Source organism: Candidatus Thalassolituus haligoni (assembly GCF_041222825.1).
Lineage (GTDB): Bacteria > Pseudomonadota > Gammaproteobacteria > Pseudomonadales > Oceanobacteraceae > Oceanobacter > Oceanobacter antarcticus.
Genome location: NZ_CP139482.1, coordinates 3,681,238 through 3,698,819, shown reverse-complemented (window position 1 = coordinate 3,698,819; position 17,582 = coordinate 3,681,238). Strand labels below are relative to the sequence as shown.

The window sequence follows — 17,582 nt, the reverse complement described above, 5'->3', positions numbered from 1 at the left end:
TAAGTCATGAACGTGATACACGGTTGGTCAACATCGCTGCGGTACTTGCTGGGCGTGTTGCTGTTATTGGCGGGCTTTGCTTCGCCATGGCTGCAGGCAGCAGAAGAGGGCACTGATAGCGAAGGCAATGCTTTCACCTACATCAGTGTGATCCCCCAGCTGGATGAACGCTGCACCATTAATATTCTCAATGGCTCGGCACAGGTGCAGGAAGATGGCTCTTTCACCTTGCTGACGCCGTTGTCGACCAATGTGCCCTACCGGGCGCGGGCAATTTGCGATTACGACGGCGATATTGTTTATGGCGAGTCGGCACTGCTATACGGCGTGCCCAATGGTGAAACCGCGGTCGGGGAAATTTTCTTTGACCAGTTCCACCCGATTCCGGTATCGCTCGATTTGCAGGTCAGCACCACCCAGCTCGACGTTAACACTCCGGTGGTGTCGCTGACCGCGCTGGCGCAATTGCCGGATGGCACGCAATCCAATCTGACGGCCGCCAGTCAGGGCACCGTGTATGCCACGACCTCAGACGTTGTGTCGGTGTCGGAAGATGGCGTCGTGACCGCCAATCGTTCCGGTCATGTGATTGTATCGGCCCGTCACGAAGGGGTGATGGCGTCGACTGAGTTTGATGTGTTCTTCCCGGTCGACACCGATTCTGACGGTATGCCGGACGAATATGAAATCCGCAACGGCCTCGACCCGGCTTCGGCTGCCGATGGTCAGGCTGACCGCGATGGCGATGGCCTCAGCAACTATGAAGAGTATCTGCTTGGTACTTCGCCGCTGCATGCCGATACCGATGGCGACACCATCAACGACGGTGACGAGGGCGCACTGGGCACCGACCCGTTGAATCCGGACAGTGATTCCGATGGTCTGGTTGACGGTGAGGAAGTGTTGCGTGGCACCGATCCACTGTCTGCCGATACCGATAACGACGGCATTCCGGATGCGGTCGAGGTGCACTTTGGCCTTGATCCGACGGTACAGAATGCAACCATTGATATCCATGGCCGGGTGATTGACAGCGCCGGTGAAGCGGTGATGTCGGCCTCGGTGGTTGCCTTTGATACCTTCTCGGCGCTGTCCGCTGCGGACGGCCGTTTCACTATCCACAATGTGCCGGTAGTTAATGGCTCGATCGTGCTGAATGCCCGGGTGGTGCGTGCCGGTGTGATTGAAGACGGCGTGTCACTGTCGCTGACACCGGTTGAGGGCGAAGACCTCGACGCCGGTGACATTGAAGTGGCTGCCATTTTTGGCCAGGTGTATGGCACCGTCACCAATCCTCGTGGCGAGGTGGTCGTCAATGCGCGCCTGAGCATTGGGCTTGGCGACAGTGACGAGGTGCGTTATCGTAATGCCGATTATCAGGGCATGTTCCAGCTTGCAGACCTGCCAGCGGGAACCATTTCGATCGTGGCGCAAGACCCGCGCACCGGTCTGTACGGTGTTGGAGAAGGGCAGCTGCTTGATGGCGGTAACCTTGAACTGAATATCCAGTTGCGCGCCTACGGAACGATCAAGGGCAAGGTGCTGCTGGCCGATGGACTGACCAGTGCTGGCGAGGCCCGTCAGGTTACCCTCAGCCGCTCAGGCGGTGGCTATGTCTCCAGTACCACCACCAATGCCTTTGGTGAGTATCAGTTTGAATTTGTACCGCTTGGCGAATACACCATCGAAGCCTTTGGCGACGGTTTGCAACGGGCCCGTTCTACCGTGGTGCTGTCTGGTACAACCCAGGTTAACAATGCTGACCTGGTGTTCCTTGGCATTGGCAGTGTGAGCGGATTTGTGGAGTCGTCTGCGGGCACGCGGATGGTCGAAATGGCGGTCAAGCTGAGTGGTTCCTCCTTGTTTGACCAGTCCCTGACCACAGTTACCGACAGCCAGGGGGTGTTCCATTTTGCCAATGTCTATGTGGGTGACTTCCAGGTGTCGGTGCGTGACAGCGCCACCGGGCTGGCAGGCAGCGCCCAGGGCGCCATTGATCTGGATGGCGAGGAGCGGCAGGCCAATATGACCCTGACGCCGACCAGCTCGGTGACCGGTGTGGTGTACAACCACGACGCCAGCATCGCTGCTGCGGCCAGCGTCAGTCTTGATGACCAGCAAACCACTGCTGCCGCCGACGGCAGCTATCGCTTCGACAATGTGCTGGTGGGCAAACGTACGGTCAAGGTAACTACCGCCAATGGTGATATTGGTTCGGCCGCCGTCAACGTCGATGCTGCCAACGCCACCTTCACTGCTGACGTGGTATTGAACGGTCTGGGTCAGGTCGATGTGCAGGTGAAATCGTTCAACGGCAAACCTGTGCCCGGTGTCGATGTGACCATCTCGGGCGCGGCAACCTACCAGCTGGTCACCAACGACAGTGGTGTTGCCTCGTTTGCCAACGTACTGGCGGGGTCGTTGCACATCTCCGCCTTTGATGCCATTGGTCGTCTTGGTGGCAATCTCAGTACCCAGCTGAACGCCGGGGAAGACATTGATGCCGTGGTGACGCTGGAAGCGGCTGCAGATATTCGCGGTACCGTGTACCAGGCCGATACGGTGACGCCAGCGTCCAATGTGACCGTCAGGTTGCTGCCTGCAAACCTTGAGGTGGTGACCGGTTCGGATGGCAAATACCAGTTCAACATGCAGCCGCTGGGCATGTCGCCGTACCGTCTGCGAGTGATGGATTCATCCAATGTCCAGCGTGCCAGCGCCAGCGATATTGAGCTGCACCAGAACGGAGAAATTGTGGTGGTCGACATGACCATGATTGGCAATGGTTCGGTCAGCGGTCAGGTGTATACGCCGTCGGGGTCACTGGCGGCCGGTATTCCGGTATCGATCACCAGTTCGGCGGGCGGTGATGCTGACTCCACCGCCACCGATGCCTACGGCAACTATCTGCTGCGCGACATTCCACTGGCCGGTTTCAGTGTTGAAGCTGTCGACAGTACCAACCGCTTTGCCGGTACTGCCAGCGGCACCCTGACGGAGGATATCACCGAGGTCAGCGCCGACATTGGGATGCTGGAAAACCAGTTGCCGGGTTCCACCTCGCAGCTGGAGAACTTCTTCGACGGCAACGGATTCTCGTACGGTGTTCGCCGGGATGGCAGTGTTGGTGATGGCACCCGCAATGTGTTCCGTGGTGACGGCGATGTATTCCGTGGCGCCGGTCGTCTGGATGTGCTGATCGACGGTGAACGGTTTGCCTTCGACAGTGGTGTGCCAAGCGTCATCAGTGACGGCCGGGAAACCTCGATCCGCAAGGTGTTCGATGCTGGCATGACGGTTACCCGCCGTTTGTTTGTGCCGCGCGATGGCTATTTTGCCCGTGCCATTGAAACTGTCGCCAACAATACCGAGGAAGTGCAACTCGTCGAGTTGCAACTCGACAGCCACTACCAGATTTCCAATTACGACCGCGACGTCAGCGGCACTACCCGTCGGGTGGCTGTGCCAATGGCGGTGGTGACCTCGTCCTCCGGCGACAGTTTCCTCAACATCAGCAGTGGTGAAGCAGACCGCTGGGTGCTGGTCGATGACGACATGGATCAGGACCCGTTTGAATCCGGCAACCAGCCTGCGGTGGTACACATTCTGGATGGTGAAAGTGCCGGTGTGCAGGCGGTGTCGGGCGAATTTCTGACCGGTTCTTCCGGCGGTGTGAACCGCATGCGGCTGTCATGGATGGTGGTGGTGAATCCGGGCGAATCCCGCTCCATCATGCACTTTATCTCGCAGCAGACCGATCGCGCCGCAGCGCTGGCGACCGTTGATCGCCTCAGCCAGTTGCCACCTGAGGCGCTGCGTTGGTTGTCGCCACAAGAGTCTGCACAAATCGTTAACTTCAATGTGCCGGAGGTGTCTGCACTGGCACCGCTGCCAGCACTGCTCAACCACATCAGTGGTCAGGTGCAGGAGTTTGATGGCGCTGAAGTCGTTGCCAACGCCAGTGTCCGCTACCAGAGTGAACATCCGCTGTTCCGCCGACTGCGGGACGTGCGCTCCAACAGCTACGGCGAGTTTGCCTTTGCGAGTCAGTACCGCAACGATGCCTCGGCAGGATACATCCCGGATGCGGATTTCAGCCTGACGGCATCGCACCCGCAAACCAGTACCCGAATGCAGTTTGATTTCCCGGCCAGTGCGTTCGACAGTGAAGGTCATGCTGTCGCCAACCTGATCTTTTCGGATACCGGCAAGATCAGCGGTACGGTGCGCCGTTACGACGGCGTGGTGGCCAGTTACGGCTACGTCGAGCTGATGGGGGAAACCCTTAACAGTGCCATCAAGACCGGCATTGACGAAGACGGCCAGTTTGTTTTCAACGGCCTGTTGCCTGGCGCCTATAACCTGATCGCGACCTTGCCAGACCCCAACGGCACGTCCATTGGTGGCTCGGTGGATGTACAACTGGTTGCCAACCAGCAACTGGTGCGCGACATCACCCTGGCCCAGGTGAACTCGGTATCGGGCGTTGTCACCAACGGTGCCGGCACAGTGGAGGCGGGTGTCACCGTGAATCTGTTGAGCGCTGGCTTCGAGCGCCAGATTCGCACCGATTCCGCAGGCTACTACGAGTTCCTCGACGTGCCGCTGGGGGATTATCAGGTGACCATGACGGACCCGAACGTTGGCAATACGATTGAATACGCCATCACTGTTGGTGACGGCGAAGGTGTAGTTCAGAACTTCGGGCTGACGCCGGTTGGCCAGTTACTGGTTACGGTGGGCTACGATGACGAAACCATTGGCAGTCTGGTCCGGGTGCGCTATCAGACCGAGCTACGCGGCACTCGCTGGCTCAGCGCTGGTAGCACCTCCGGCCAAGGCTGGGTGCAGATTAATAATGTGCCAGTGGGAGACTGGCAGGTTGAGGTTACCAACCCCAACAACGCCGAACTGCAAAGCATTGAGCAAGGCACTCTGGCCAGCCACGACCAGCAGCAAGCCGTCAATGTCACCCTGGCCCGCGACATGGCGCCCACGGCAACGATGACAGCACCGGTCGACAATGCCAGCTTTATTGAAGGCAGCTCGGTCACCACGGCGCTGGAGATCAGTGATGACTACGGCATCAAGCAGGTCGACTTCTATCTGGCTGGCAACTATCTCGGTCGCGACTACAGTGCGCCGTTCCAGTTCACTTTCCTGGCAGACCATGAGCCGGGTGAGGTCGTGGTTGCTGCCGAAGTGCTCGACAAGGGCGCCAACCGGGTGACAGTGCAACGCACCATCACCATTGTTGACGACGAAGAACCACCGCAGGTCAGCTGGCTGACCCCAGCCAGTGGCAGCAGCTTTATTGAAGGCCAGTCCGTCAACTACAGATTTGAAGCGTCGGACAACACCGCCTTGCGCAAAATCGATCTGCTGGTCAATGGCGAGCTGATCAACAGCCACAGCGGCAGTGATTCCGGCAACTGGGCAATTGCCGATGACTATGCCGCCGGTGGCATAGCCGAAACGCTGATGCTACGGGCCGAAGACATTGCTGGCAACACCGCCAGTGCGACCCTGACGCTGCAAATTGAAGAAGACCAGGCTCCGACGGTGAGCTGGGCTGCCGATACTCCGGCGGCAGGCAGTGGTTTCCTGGAAGGAATGGCGGTCAGTGTGACGGTCGACGCCAGCGATGATATGGGACTGGCCAAGGTCGAGCTGTATGCCGATGGAGAGCTGCTGACCACCCGTTTTTCCTCGCCGTATCGCTTTGATTTCGATATGCCACTGCTCGACAGTGTTGAAAATCCGTTAACGCTGGTGGCGCGTGCCTACGATACCCTGGGGCAAACGTCTGACAGCGCCGCTCTGGACTTGCTGATCGAAGAAAATCTTCCTCCTGCCGTGAGCTGGAATGCGCCAGCCATGAACGACAACTGGGTTGAAGGTGAGCTGAAAACTCTGGCGGTCAATGCGGCCGACGATATCGCCCTACTGCGCGTCGATTTCTATCTCAATGGCAGCTTGATTGGCTCGGTCGACGCTGCCCCTTATGAACTGGAATACCGACTGCCATCCGGCAGTGGTGGCGAAACCATTCAATTGACGGCCACCGCCGTCGACAGCATCAACCAGTCCACCAGTGAGTTGCTGACACTCAACCGGGTCGACGACCTGATTGCACCACAAGTAGCGATTACCGCCCCCAATGATGGCAGCATCGTGACCCTGGGTGAAAGCGACGTGGTGATTGTGATCGACACCTCGGGTAGTGCAGGCAGCAGCTCCGGTGCCGACGTGGATGGTGATGGTTCGGCCGACAGCATTCTGGCAGCCGAGGTATTTGCTTCCAAGCAACTGCTGAACTTCCTCAACCCGCTGACCACCCGTGTTGCTGTTGTCGACTTCTCCAGCTCGGCGGTGGTGGTGTCTGGCCTGTCGGACGACTTTGAAGCCGTGGACCTGGCACTCGACCAGATTCTGGCCTCTGGTGCCTCCGGTGGCACCAATTTCACCAACGCCATGAATGCCTCCATAACCGAAGTCATGGGTGCCCGCTCACGACCCAAGGCCTCGGCGGTGCTGCTGTTCATGTCGGACGGCTCGGCCGCTTACCCGACCGCAAGCGTCAGCACCGCCATTAACGCCGGTATCATCGTCAATACCTTTGCGGTAGGTGGTGGCGCCGATGGCACAGTGCTGGAGCAAATTGCCGATGCTACTAGTGGTGTTGCAACAGAGGTTTCGGACGCCAGCAAGGTGGTCGAAATCCTACCCAAAACCGTGCTGTTCGGCCTCGACTCACTGATCTCCCTGGCAGAGGCCAGCGACGACGTTGCCGTGCGTGACGTCACCCTGCGTACCAGTCTCGCCGATGGCACTGTGCTGGATGAGCAGCTGGATAGCGAAGCGCCATACAGTCTGGCCTCAGCGCTGCCAAGCGTGGATGAGGCGGTCGAGGTGATCGTGCAGGCGGTGGCAACCGACTATGGCGACAACAGCACTGATTCGGCAGCGGTCAGCGTGACGCTGTTGCCAGCCGAAACCGAACCTGTGCTGGTGGAGCTGAATCCGCAAAACGCAGCCAGTGGCTCCAACGTGCGAGTCTATGGTCGTTATCTGATTGCCGATGGCACCGATATTCCGTCAGCGAGTGACAGCGGTGAAATTGCCGTTAACACCGTGTACCTGAATGGCCAGCCGATCACACCAGTGTCTTCGACCAAGAGCGTCATCCTGATACAGCTGCCAGCCGGTTTCGCCAGTGGTGAGCTGTATATCGATGTTGACGGCTTCCAGACCAACAGCCTTGCGCTGACCATCGACGACGACCAGGACGGCCTCAGCAATGAGCAGGAAGCACTGCTTGGCACCAACCCGGCGGTGGCCGACAGCGATGGTGATGGCCTCAACGACGGCGATGAAGTCAATCTGCATGGCACTGACCCGTTACTGGCTGATACCGACGCCGATGGCATCAACGACCTGGTGGAAGTACAGCAGTCGCTGAATCCGCTGGACCCGACCGACGCCAACGGCGATGCCGACGGTGACGGCGTCAGCAATATTGATGAGCTGGGCCTGGGCACCGGTATCAACGATGCCGATAGCGACAACGACAACCTGTCGGACGGTGACGAAGTCAGCCTCGGTACCGACCCGCTGGACAGTGATAGCGACGACGATGGCCTTGCCGACGGCGCTGAAGCCGCGGTGGGCGCTGACCCGCTGTTGGCCGACACCGATGGTGACGGCATCAATGACGCAGACGAAGCCAACTATGGCCTTGATCCTGCCGATGCCAGCGATGCCAACATCGACAGTGACGGCGACGGCCTGATCAATATCGACGAAATTGCGCTGGGTTCCGACCCGGGCAATGTCGACAGCGATGGTGATGGTCTCAGCGATGGCGATGAGCACAACAGCTACAACACCTCGCCAACCAATGCCGATACCGATTACGACGGCGACAGCGATGGTGTTGAAGTCGCGGCCGGTACCGATCCGAACGATCCGCAATCGAGCGTGACCGTGGGACTGTCCGGCAGTCTGTTTGACAGTGACAGCAACGAGTGGAATGTCTCCAGTTACGGCACCATCAACTACGGCCACTATGTGTTCGATCCAGGCTTCTACCTCAAGCTGAACGGCTCGCTCTTCAACGACAGTGACTACCGTGCGGTGCGTGAGCGCGACGATTTGTGGCTGCTGGAAGACGACATCACCGTGAATGACGCCGTGACGTCAACGGCGGTTACCCTGCGGGTTGAGCGCCACATTCATGTGTCGACGCTGAAACCTATGATCCGCTACGTAGAACAGCTGCATAACAACAGCGACACTGACGTTACCCTGCAGGTGTGGCTGGATACCGACTTCAACTACGACAGCTCGTCGACACTGGTGAGCAAGTCGAGTGGAACCGATACCAGCACCCTCAGTGCTGCCGATCACTACGCTATCTTCGACGACAGCGATGGCTCGGGCCGCAAGGCCTCCGCTTTCCTGTGGTCGGATGACAGTGCGCCGGTGATGCCAGCGGATTCCACCTTTGCCGGTGACGACCTCGACTTCTATTGGGATGTCACTGTGCCTGCCCATTCGCAGGTATCCATCATGCACTTTGTTGCGCTGGGCACTACGCAGACGGACACAGCCAACCTGCTGGCTGAGATGGTGCAGCTGGACAGCAACTGGATTGGCGACCTCAGCCTGGAGAAGCTGTCGTCAGTGGTGAACCTGGGAATGGACGCCGACGGCGATGGTTTGCCTGACCCGATTGAAGTGGCGATTGGCACCAGCACCGCGTCGACCGATAGCGACAACGATGGCCTTGGTGATCGTTTCGAGTACGAATCCGGACTGGATCCGCTGCTGGCCAATTATCCAACCGCCGACTTTGACGGCGACGGCCTCAGCGCTGCCGATGAGATGCTGGCAGGTACGCTGGAGAACAATGCCGATACTGATGGCGACGGCCTGGACGATGGCGCTGAAATCAGCGCCGGCACAGACCCATTGCTGGGCGACAGCGATGGCGATGGCCTGTCCGACGGCTATGAAGTCGACACCTTTGGCAGTTCGCCACTGTTGGCAGATAGCGATGCCGATGGCCTCAATGACGGTGTGGAAGATTCCCTTGGGCTGAACCCGAATGCGGCCGACAGCGATGCCGATGGCTTGGATGACGCTACCGAAGTCAGCCTTGGATTCAATCCGTTGGACCCGGACGATGCCGCTGCCGATCCCGATGGTGACGGCTTGAGCAATCTTGAGGAGATCGCTCAGGGAACCGATTTCGACAATCTTGATACCGATGCCGATGGCCTCAATGACGGCGATGAAGTCAGCCTGGGTACCAATCCGCTGGACAGCGATAGCGATGGTGACGGCGATAGTGATGGCCTTGAAGTTGAGGGTGGTTCAGACCCGCTTGATGCCAACTCCAGTATCTCGGTGGCGTTGCCGTACACCCTGACGGACGGCGCTGGCAACAGCTGGACGTTTAATTCCGGTGGCTACGCCAACTCCATTGGAGAGGACGGCGGTCATACATCACGGCTGTTTAACGAATACTCCGATCTGCAATGGGATACGCGAGCGCTGCGCCTGAGTGACAGCCAGCTCGACTTTGTTGGCAGCTTCTTCTCCTGGGAAGAAACGACCAGCGTCGAGGTGAATCGTGCAGTGACGGTATCAGCGACCCGTGGTTATGTTCGTTACCTCGATACCTTTACCAACATTTCGACCAGCCAGCTGCTGCTGCCGGTGCGACTGCACTTCTATCTGCCATCCGCTTCCGCCACCGCGATGGTTGCTGACGATGGCAGTTCAGAGCTGGACCGGCAACACCAGTGGGCGCGCACCCAGATGCTTGCCAATGGTTATCAGGCGGCCTTTATGTGGCGCACGGCGGCAGGTCTGGAACCGGATGCGATCAGCCAGAGTTCGATGGAGTTCTATGTTGAATACAGGCTGACGCTGGCACCGGGCGAAACGGTCAACCTGATGCACCTGGTGGCGGCCGATACCGACGTCTCGGTACTGGAAGCCCTGATGCAGGATCTGGCGCAAAATCCGTCGGCCTTCTTTGACGGTATTTCTGCGGCGCAGCAACAAACCATGCCCAACATGGTGATCGACAGCGATAGCGACGGCCTGCCGGATTATGTCGAAGCCACACTGGGGACCGACTCGGCGCTGGCGGACTCTGACGGCGATGGCCTGCTCGACGGTTTTGAGGTGCAGTGGGGATTTGATCCGCTGGTTGCTGGTGATGAATCCGCAGATGCAGATGGCGACGGACTTGATAACCTCACCGAGCAGGGGCTTGGCAGTAATCCAACCCAGGCTGATAGTGATGCAGACGGACTCGATGATCAGCTGGAAGTCTCATTGGGTACGTCACCGGTCGCCGCCGACAGTGATGGTGACGGCCTGGCTGACGGTGAGGAAATCAACAGCCACGGCACCGACCCGCTGCTGTCCGACAGTGATGCTGATGGCCTCAGTGATGGTGAGGAAGTTGGCTTGGGCAGCAATCCGACCGTGGCGGACACCGATGCTGACGGCATGACCGACGGCTTTGAAGCCCTCTATGGCCTTGATCCCAACGATGCCCAGGATGCTGCAACGGATATCGACTCTGATGGCCTGACCAACCTGCAGGAATTTACCGTGGGCACACACCCAGGGCTGGCCGACAGCGACAACGATGGTTTGTCCGACCAACAAGAGCTGGATGTGACGCAAACCTCGCCAGTCAATAGCGACACTGACGGCGATGGCCTCGGCGACGGTTTTGAAGTCGACTATGGTTTCGATCCCAACCTGGCCGGCGAGCAAGTCCTTGACGGCGATGGTGACGGGCTGACCAACGCGCAGGAATTTGCGCTGGGCACAAACCCGACACTGGCCGATAGCGACGGGGATGGCGTTGACGATGCCAGCGATGAAATGCCGTTGGACCCGACCCGCACCGAACGCATTGACGTGCTGGTAGTGGTGGATGTTGGTGACGAAGAGGGCATTGAGCTGGCGTTGGTGAATGCCCTTACGGCGGCATCGCTGGACTATCAGGTGATGATGGGCAGTGAGCTGGAAACATCCATGCAATCCGGGTTGATCGATGATCTGCGCGACCAGCTGACGGCCTACAAGCTGGTGTTGTGGACCAATGGTACTTATGGCTATCTGAGTGATGATCAGGAATTACTGCTGGGCAGTTATCTGAACGGTGGCGGCTGTGCCTTGTTCAGCAGTCAGGATCATGTTTACTCGCAAGGTCTCACCTACCTGTTGACGGACTTCATGGGCGTCGCCGCAGTGGGGTCGGATATGGGTGACAGCGGCAGCAGCCTGACGGTGACGGCGACTGGCAGCCTGTATCCGCAAGAACAGTCGGTTTTGCTGCAATTCACCCGTCAGAACTACGGTGACACCATTACCCCGGCCAGCGCTGAAGTGATCTTCCGCTACAGTGAACACAATGCGGCGGTGATGTACGACAGCGGCACTCATCTGGGTGTCTTCACCGGCTTCCCGGTGGAGGCCATCAGTGACGATGCCGAGCGTGGGGACTTTATCCGCCGGGTCGTGGACGCCTGTCACTACCGTCACGATACCTCGGTGCGATACACGGCACCGGAGTCCGGCTCTGATCTGCCTGTGACTGATGAACCGGCCGGGGGTGGCGATGTATTCTGACTGTCTCCGGGGGATTGGCATCAGCGCTTTGCTGATGCTGCTGTGGGGGTGTGGTGAGCGCTCGCCAACACTCGACAGTCAGTTGCAGTACTGGATCGATTATCACGGCATCGAAGGGCAGCAATTCACGGCCGCGGTGGATATTCATTCAGCAGAAGCACGGCTGGGGAAATTGCTGTTTTTCTCGACCTCGTTGTCGGGCAGCGATGACGTTGCCTGTGTTACCTGCCATCACCCGATGATGGCAGGTGGTGATCAGCTGCCGTTGCCTATTGGAGTAGGGGCGATTGATCGCAACGTCCTTGGCAGGGAGCGCCAGGGAAACAGCAAGCCGCTGGTGCCACGTAACTCTCCCACCACCTTCAATTCCTCGCTGTGGCAACGACGGATGTTTTATGACGGCCGGATTGAACGCTTGCAGCACTCGACGGCGGCGCACACAACGTCGGGAATCAGTACGCCGGACGTGCGTTATGGCGATATCGACAGCACGGTATCCAGCCTGATTGGTGCCCAGGCGGGATTTCCGGTGACTTCCGAACATGAGATGCGCTCTACCTTTAACGAAACCGCCAGTAACCAGCGTATCCGTCGCGTACTGGTCGAGAACCTGGTGGCGGATGTTGAGCGGGATCGCCTTGCGGGTCGGGGTGACAACAGTTGGGATCAGCTGTTTCTGCAGTTGTATCCGCAGGAGGCCTCGCGCCCGCTGGACGAGCTGCTGGATTTCGAGCGGGTGCAAAACCTGCTGTCCGCCTACGAGCAAAGCCAGGTGTTTATGGACACGCCCTGGAATCGCTATCTGCTGGGGGATCAAGCGGCGCTGTCACAGCGGCAAAAAGCCGGTGCTGTGGTATTTCATACGCCGGTAGAGCAGGGCGGAGGCGGCTGTGTCGCTTGCCATCAGGGCGCCTTGCTGAGTGATGAGGAGTTCCATGTGCTGGCTGTGCCCCATGCGGGAATTGGCAAGGATATAAATGAAGAAGACACCGGGCGTTTCCTGCGCACCGGCATCTATGACGATCGTTACGCCTTCCGGACGCCATCCCTGATCAACATTGAACATACCGCTCCGTATGGTCACTCGGGCGTGTTTGACAGCTTGGAGGCCATGATTCGTCATCATCTTGATCCTCAACAGAGTGTCGCCAGCTTTGATTTTGATGCCCTGAGTCAACGTCAGTCCGGGTTGGTGCACCCGCACAGCCGGGAATTCAGCAATAATGCGCTGGCACAACTGACGATGTTGCGCCAGCAAGGTAATGCAATCCTGCAGGATGCTCGCCTGAGTGATCAGCAGATTGAGGATTTAATGGCATTCATGACCGCGCTGACCGATCCATGCGTTGAATCTTCCCGCTGCCTGAACCCCTGGCTACCCAATACCGGCGATGCCAATCCGGGCGGCAGTCTGATAGGGCTCGATATCAGCACCGCCGGGTAATATTGGGCTGTCTAATACTTGACCTGACCAGTGCGTGAGATTACTATCTCCGCCCCTTTTATTGTACCTCAATTGAAGGGGTATGTTTTCTATAACGTTTGGAGTTTGCTAAATGGCTACAATCAACCAGTTGGTTCGTAAGCCTCGTAAACGCAAAGTGGTTAAGAGTGATGTTCCTGCATTGCAGGCATGTCCTCAGCGTCGTGGCGTATGTACCCGTGTGTACACTACCACGCCGAAAAAACCAAACTCGGCACTGCGTAAAGTATGCCGTGTGCGTTTGACGAATGGTTTTGAAGTGACTTCCTACATTGGTGGTGAAGGTCACAACTTGCAAGAACACAGTGTTGTTCTGATTCGTGGCGGTCGTGTAAAGGATTTGCCAGGTGTGCGTTATCACACTGTACGTGGTTCTCTGGACACCTCCGGTGTTGCGAATCGTAAACAAGCACGTTCTAAGTACGGTGCCAAGCGTCCTAAGGGTTGATTCCAGCTGGAATAATCCTTGATGCTTACTCGTTTTAGATAAGAGTAAGGCTGTGCTCAACTTTGATGCACAGACTGACCTGAAGACCTAAGAGGGCTTATCATGCCAAGAAGACGCGTTGCTGCGAAGCGCGAAATCCTGCCAGATCCCAAGTTCGGGAATGTTACACTGGCTAAATTTATGAACCATGTCATGGTTAGTGGTAAAAAATCCGTCGCTGAAAAGATTGTTTACGGCGCTCTGGATTCCATGGCATCAAAGCAAGGTGGCGATCCGCTGGAGTTGTTCGAAAAAGCTCTGGAAGCCATCCAGCCTATGGTAGAAGTTAAAAGCCGCCGTGTGGGTGGTGCGACTTACCAGGTTCCTGTTGAAGTTCGTCCTGCCCGTCGTAATGCCCTGGCCATGCGCTGGCTGGTAGACGCTGCACGTTCCCGTGGTGAAAAATCCATGGCTCAGCGTCTGGCAAACGAAATGATGGACGCTGCTGAAGGTAAAGGTTCAGCGGTTAAAAAGCGTGAAGACGTGCATCGCATGGCAGAAGCCAACAAGGCTTTCTCTCACTATCGCTTTTAATTGATCCGAGGACGACGCAGTGGCACGCACAACCCCTATTGACCGTTATCGTAACATTGGCATCTGCGCACACGTGGATGCTGGTAAAACGACAACAACTGAGCGTGTACTTTTCTATACCGGCGTGTCTCACAAAATTGGTGAGGTGCACGACGGTGCAGCAACGATGGACTGGATGGAGCAGGAGCAGGAGCGAGGGATTACCATTACCTCGGCTGCTACGACCTGTTTCTGGTCAGGTATGGCGCAGCAATATGAGCAGCACCGTATCAACATTATTGATACCCCGGGGCACGTGGACTTTACCATTGAGGTAGAGCGTTCCTTGCGTGTACTCGACGGCGCTGTTGTCGTCCTTTGTGGCTCGTCCGGTGTGCAGCCACAAACAGAAACTGTATGGCGTCAAGCCAATAAATACGAAGTTCCTCGCATGGTGTTCGTCAATAAGATGGATCGTGCCGGGGCAGATTTTTTTATGGTAGTCGAGCAGCTGAAAAGCCGGCTCGGGGCCAATGCTGTGCCTATTCAGATAAATATAGGCAGTGAAGAAAACTTCAAAGGTGTTGTTGATCTGATCAAGATGAAAGCCATTATGTGGAACGAATCAGATCAGGGCATGACTTTCACCTATGAGGAGATTCCGTCGGAACTGGAAGAGAAAGCAGCTGAATGGCGCGAGCGGATGCTCGAAGCTGCAGCGGATGCTTCCGATGAATTGATGGATAAGTACCTGGAAGAAGGTGAATTATCTGAAGCCGACCTCAAGTCTGGTTTGCGAGCTGCGACGCTGGCGAACAAGGCTGTGCTGGTGACCTGCGGATCTGCCTTTAAAAACAAAGGTGTGCAGGCCGTTCTGGACGCCGTGATCGATTTTTTGCCGTCACCGACGGAAGTGAAAGCGATTGAAGGTGTGTTGGATGATGCCGAAGGCTCTGCCGGAGTTCGGCGTTCAGCCGATGACGAGCCATTTTCTGCGCTGGCATTCAAGATTGCTACCGACCCCTTTGTCGGCACGCTGACGTTTGTCAGGGTCTATTCCGGTGTATTGAATTCCGGTGATGGTGTGTACAACCCGGTCAAATCACGCCGCGAGCGTGTTGGTCGCATGGTGCAGATGCATGCCAATAGTCGGGAAGAGGTCAAAGAAGTCCGGGCAGGCGATATTGTTGCGCTGGTTGGTCTGAAAGATGTTACGACGGGGGAAACCCTGTGTGATATGAATAACATCATCACGCTGGAGCGCATGGAGTTTCCGGATCCCGTTATTTCTGTAGCGGTTGAGCCGAGATCCAAGGCGGATCAGGAAAAGATGGGTGTGGCGCTGGGCAAGCTGGCCCAGGAAGATCCGTCGTTTCGCGTTGAGACTGACGAAGAAACCGGGCAGACCATTATTTCCGGTATGGGTGAATTACACCTGGATATTATCGTCGATCGTATGCGCCGCGAATTTAACGTTGAATGTAATGTCGGTAAGCCACAGGTTGCTTATCGCGAAAAAATTACCGCTACCGTCGAAATCAATCACAAGTACGTCAAGCAGTCCGGCGGACGCGGACAGTATGGTCATGTCGTCATCCGCTTTGAGCCTGCGGCCGAGGCTGATGCTGATCAGCTTGAATTTGTGAATGATGTTGTTGGGGGTGCCATTCCGCGTGAATACATCCCGGCGGTACAGAAAGGTATCGAGGAGCAAATGAAGAACGGGGTGCTGGCGGGTTATCCGTTACTCGGTCTTAAGGCGACTCTTTACGATGGTTCTTTTCATGACGTTGACTCTAACGAGATGGCGTTTAAAATTGCCGCCTCACAAGCAACCAAACAACTTTCAGAAAAAGGCAGTGCAGTTTTGCTTGAGCCGACGATGAAAGTTGAAGTTGTTACCCCTGAAGATTATATGGGTGATGTGGTGGGCGACCTGAACCGTCGCCGAGGTCTGATTTCAGGAATGGACGACTCGCCATCTGGCAAGGTGGTGAATGCGTCTGTGCCACTGGCAGAAATGTTTGGTTATGCAACTGACCTGCGTTCTGCAACCCAGGGGCGTGCTACCTATTCCATGGAATTTGAGAAATATGCGGAAGCGCCTGCAAGTGTTGCTGAAGCAGTAATGAGAAAAGCTTAATCAGTTAAAGATATTGAACGAGGTGTTCTATGGCTAAGGCAACGTTTGAACGTTCCAAACCCCACGTAAACGTAGGTACTATTGGTCACGTTGACCATGGTAAAACCACTCTGACTGCGGCTCTGACTCGCGTATGTGCTGAAGTATGGGGCGGCGCAGCCGTTGCATTCGACGGTATCGACAACGCACCAGAAGAGCGTGAGCGCGGTATCACCATCTCAACTTCTCACGTTGAGTACGAATCTCCAAACCGTCACTACGCGCACGTAGATTGCCCAGGACACGCGGATTATGTGAAAAACATGATCACCGGTGCTGCGCAGATGGACGGTGCGATCCTGGTATGTGGTTCGACTGACGGCCCAATGCCGCAGACTCGTGAACACATCCTGCTGTCCCGTCAGGTGGGTGTCCCTTACATCCTGGTATTCCTGAACAAGGCCGACCTGCTGGCTGAAGACTGCGGTGGCGCAGACTCAGAAGAATACGCAGAGATGCTGGAACTGGTCGAAATGGAATTGCGTGACCTGCTGTCTGAATACGACTTCCCCGGTGACGACACCCCCATCATCCCAGGTTCAGCGCTGATGGCCCTGAATGGAGAAGATGACAACGAAATGGGAACTACCGCAGTACGTAAGCTGGTAGAAACCCTGGACAGCTACATTCCTGAGCCAGAGCGTGCGATTGACGGTGCTTTCATTATGCCGATCGAAGACGTTTTCTCGATTCAGGGTCGTGGTACCGTTGTTACCGGTCGTGTTGAGCGCGGTATCGTCCGTACTGGTGAAGAAGTCGCCATTATCGGCATCAAGGACACCATCAAGACCATCTGTACCGGTGTTGAAATGTTCCGCAAGATTCTGGACGAAGGCCGTGCGGGTGAAAACGTCGGCGTTCTGCTGCGTGGTACCAAGCGTGACGAAGTCGAACGTGGGCAGGTACTGGCGAAGCCAGGTTCTATCACCCCTCACACCAAGTTCGAATCCGAAGTTTACGTACTGGGTAAAGATGAAGGTGGTCGTCATACCCCATTCTTCAAAGGTTACCGTCCCCAGTTTTACTTCCGTACCACCGACGTCACCGGTGCGTGTGAACTGCCAGAAGGCGTGGAAATGGTCATGCCAGGTGACAACGTTCAGCTGACCATTACCCTGATCGCGCCGATTGCGATGGATGAAGGTCTGCGCTTCGCGATTCGTGAAGGTGGCCGTACCGTTGGTGCTGGCGTTGTAGCCAAGATCGTCGAGTAAGACCAAACGTCGGGGCTGAGTTATTCGGCCCAGATCAAAAAA

General features: G+C 56.8%; 6 protein-coding genes. All 6 read left to right on the top strand.

The genetic code is table 11. The features are described from left to right. Positions 1-6: 6 nt before the first annotated feature. The 6 genes from SOJ49_RS16630 (at position 7) to tuf (ending at position 17,540) form a co-directional block, all read left to right on the top strand. Positions 7-11,661 (top strand): carboxypeptidase regulatory-like domain-containing protein, encoded by an 11,655-nt coding sequence (locus SOJ49_RS16630; protein ID WP_369855609.1) that lies wholly within the window; start codon positions 7-9, stop codon positions 11,659-11,661. Further along, positions 11,651-13,105 (top strand): cytochrome-c peroxidase, encoded by a 1,455-nt coding sequence (locus tag SOJ49_RS16625; protein WP_369855608.1) that lies wholly within the window; start codon positions 11,651-11,653, stop codon positions 13,103-13,105. The genes SOJ49_RS16630 and SOJ49_RS16625 overlap by 11 nt, the downstream gene beginning before the upstream one ends. 112 nt (positions 13,106-13,217) lie before the next feature. Next, positions 13,218-13,592 carry a 30S ribosomal protein S12 gene (rpsL, locus tag SOJ49_RS16620; protein WP_369855607.1) on the top strand — a complete coding sequence of 125 codons (375 nt, stop codon included), beginning with the start codon at positions 13,218-13,220 and terminating at the stop codon, positions 13,590-13,592. A gap of 102 nt (positions 13,593-13,694) precedes the next feature. Further along, entirely contained in the window at positions 13,695-14,165 is a 471-nt protein-coding gene (rpsG, locus tag SOJ49_RS16615; protein ID WP_369855606.1) for a 30S ribosomal protein S7, read from the top strand. Positions 14,166-14,184: 19 nt separating this feature from the next. After that, positions 14,185-16,287: an elongation factor G gene (gene fusA / locus SOJ49_RS16610; protein WP_369855605.1), complete on the top strand. Its 2,103-nt coding sequence runs from the start codon at positions 14,185-14,187 to the stop codon at positions 16,285-16,287. A gap of 29 nt (positions 16,288-16,316) precedes the next feature. Beyond that, positions 16,317-17,540, top strand: a complete 1,224-nt coding sequence (gene tuf / locus SOJ49_RS16605) for an elongation factor Tu (RefSeq protein ID WP_369855604.1) — start codon at positions 16,317-16,319, stop codon at positions 17,538-17,540. The last annotated feature ends 42 nt before the right edge of the window (positions 17,541-17,582 follow it).

Excerpts from the sequence above, each read along its gene's own strand:
- rpsL (WP_369855607.1), top strand. The coding sequence starts at position 13,218 with ATGGCTACAATCAACCAGTTGGTTCGTAAGCCTCGTAAACGCAAAGTG.
- SOJ49_RS16625 (WP_369855608.1), top strand. The coding sequence starts at position 11,651 with ATGTATTCTGACTGTCTCCGGGGGATTGGCATCAGCGCTTTGCTGATG.
- SOJ49_RS16630 (WP_369855609.1), top strand. The coding sequence starts at position 7 with ATGAACGTGATACACGGTTGGTCAACATCGCTGCGGTACTTGCTGGGC.
- tuf (WP_369855604.1), top strand. The coding sequence starts at position 16,317 with ATGGCTAAGGCAACGTTTGAACGTTCCAAACCCCACGTAAACGTAGGT.
- rpsG (WP_369855606.1), top strand. The coding sequence starts at position 13,695 with ATGCCAAGAAGACGCGTTGCTGCGAAGCGCGAAATCCTGCCAGATCCC.